The sequence below is a fragment of the Oleiphilus sp. HI0043 genome, from assembly GCF_001634935.1.
Map to the genome: position 1 here is coordinate 1 of NZ_LWEY01001283.1, position 1,683 is coordinate 1,683.

At 49.2% G+C, this 1,683-nt stretch carries 3 protein-coding genes; all 3 read left to right on the top strand.

Annotated elements, in window-relative coordinates:
* On the top strand, positions 1-366 hold a 366-nt coding region (locus A3729_RS16705; RefSeq protein ID WP_231877454.1), incomplete at its 5' end, for an SAM-dependent methyltransferase.
* Complete coding sequence (locus A3729_RS16710; RefSeq protein WP_068511655.1) at positions 359-1,156, top strand: cobalamin biosynthesis protein; 798 nt, start codon at positions 359-361, stop codon at positions 1,154-1,156. The genes A3729_RS16705 and A3729_RS16710, both read left to right, overlap by 8 nt.
* A 62-nt stretch (positions 1,157-1,218) precedes the next feature.
* The coding region (locus A3729_RS16715) for a precorrin-3B C(17)-methyltransferase (protein WP_197475888.1) at positions 1,219-1,683 on the top strand (465 nt) is incomplete at its 3' end.

The window sequence follows — 1,683 nt, forward strand, 5'->3', positions numbered from 1 at the left end:
CAGGTGATCCCAGGTATTTCGTCTGTGAATGCTGCTGCCAGCGCGATGATGCAACCGCTTACAATGTTAAAAGAATCGTTTGTTGTGGTCAGTGGCCGTCATCAGGATTCGCAAATAGAGCGAGCCCTTAGCGAGCACGATAGTGTGGTGATCATGAAAGCAGGGCAGGCCCGCCCAAGAATATTGGCATTGCTTGAGCGAACGGGAAGATTAGCCGACGCCACGTATCTTGAATATATCGGCCGAGATAATCAGAAGATTGTGAGCGATATAACTCAATTATCTCCAGAGCAAGGGCCGTATTTTTCTTTGTTTGTGGTTTTACCATCGGCAGATCGTAGCTCAGAGGAGAGAAGTCGTGATTAGAATTTTCGCGTTAACCGAAGCCGGGCGCTGTTTGGCAGAACGCTTAGCAAGCGCAATTAGAACCGATTCAACTGCGCTTACGAATGAAGTCGAGGTGTCGTTTAAACCGCAACCCTTTGCGCAAACGGTGCAAGACTCATTTCGCGCCGGCGAACGACAGATTTTAATCTGTGCCACAGGCATTGTCATGCGAACACTCGCGCCGGTAATGGTGAACAAACATGAAGACCCGCCCGTCCTCGTTCTGGATGAACGTGGCGAATTTGTTATTCCCTTGCTGTCCGGGCATGAAGGTGGCGCGAATGAGTTTGGGCGAATTATTTCGGAAGTACTCAGTGCAAGCTTGGTCTTAACGACGGCGGATCCGTATTTGAAACCAATCTACATCGTGGGCATGGGCTGCGAGCGGCATTGCCCTGAGTCAGAACTTCGTGCCTTGCTAGAACAATGCCTTGTGGAAAAGGGTTTAGAGCTTTCACAGATTAGCGGCATCGCAAGCATTGATATTAAGGCGGACGAACAAGGGTTAATCGATTTGGCGGCATCCCTGGCTTTACCGTATCTCACATGGGACAAAGATCAGTTGGCGACGGTTGAGTCTCAGCTGAGCGTAAAGTCAGATTATATATTCGACACAGTTGGCGTGTATGGGGTCGCTGAATCGGCGGCATTGTATTCGGCACAAAAGACGACGTCTGCGCCAGCGGAGTTGGTTTTATCGAAACAAAAGACAAAGAAAGCCACGTGCGCGATTGCACGGAGCTTTACTAAGACAGCGTCAGATAAGTAATAGTGCTTAGGTCGTATTGGAAAAATAGTTCATTTGAATTAAGAGCAGGAAACAAAATTAGCATGAGTCAGTTATTTGTAGTGGGCACCGGTCCTGGTGATAGATCTCTTGTGGCGCCGAAAGCGCTTAGCGCCATTGGAGCCAGTTCAGATTTGGTCGCGTACGGTTTGTATCTCGACTTGTTAGGTGATGTGTGTGATGGAAAAACACATCACGAGTTACCTTTGGGGGAAGAGATCGGGCGAGCTAAACTCGCCTTAGATCTCGCGGCTAGCGGTAAAACAACCGCCTTGGTTTCGAGTGGCGACATCGGCATTTATGCGATGGCAACGTTGGTGTTTGAATTGTTGGATCAACAACTCTTAAAGCAAGCGCAAGGCGAGGCCTTAGATCATCCAGAATGGCTAGATGTTGAGATAGACGTTGTCCCTGGAATCTCTGCCATGCAAGCGGGCGCAAGCCGTGTCGGCGCCATGCTCGGTCATGATTTTTGTACCGTATCGTTATCTGATTTGCTAACGCCTTGG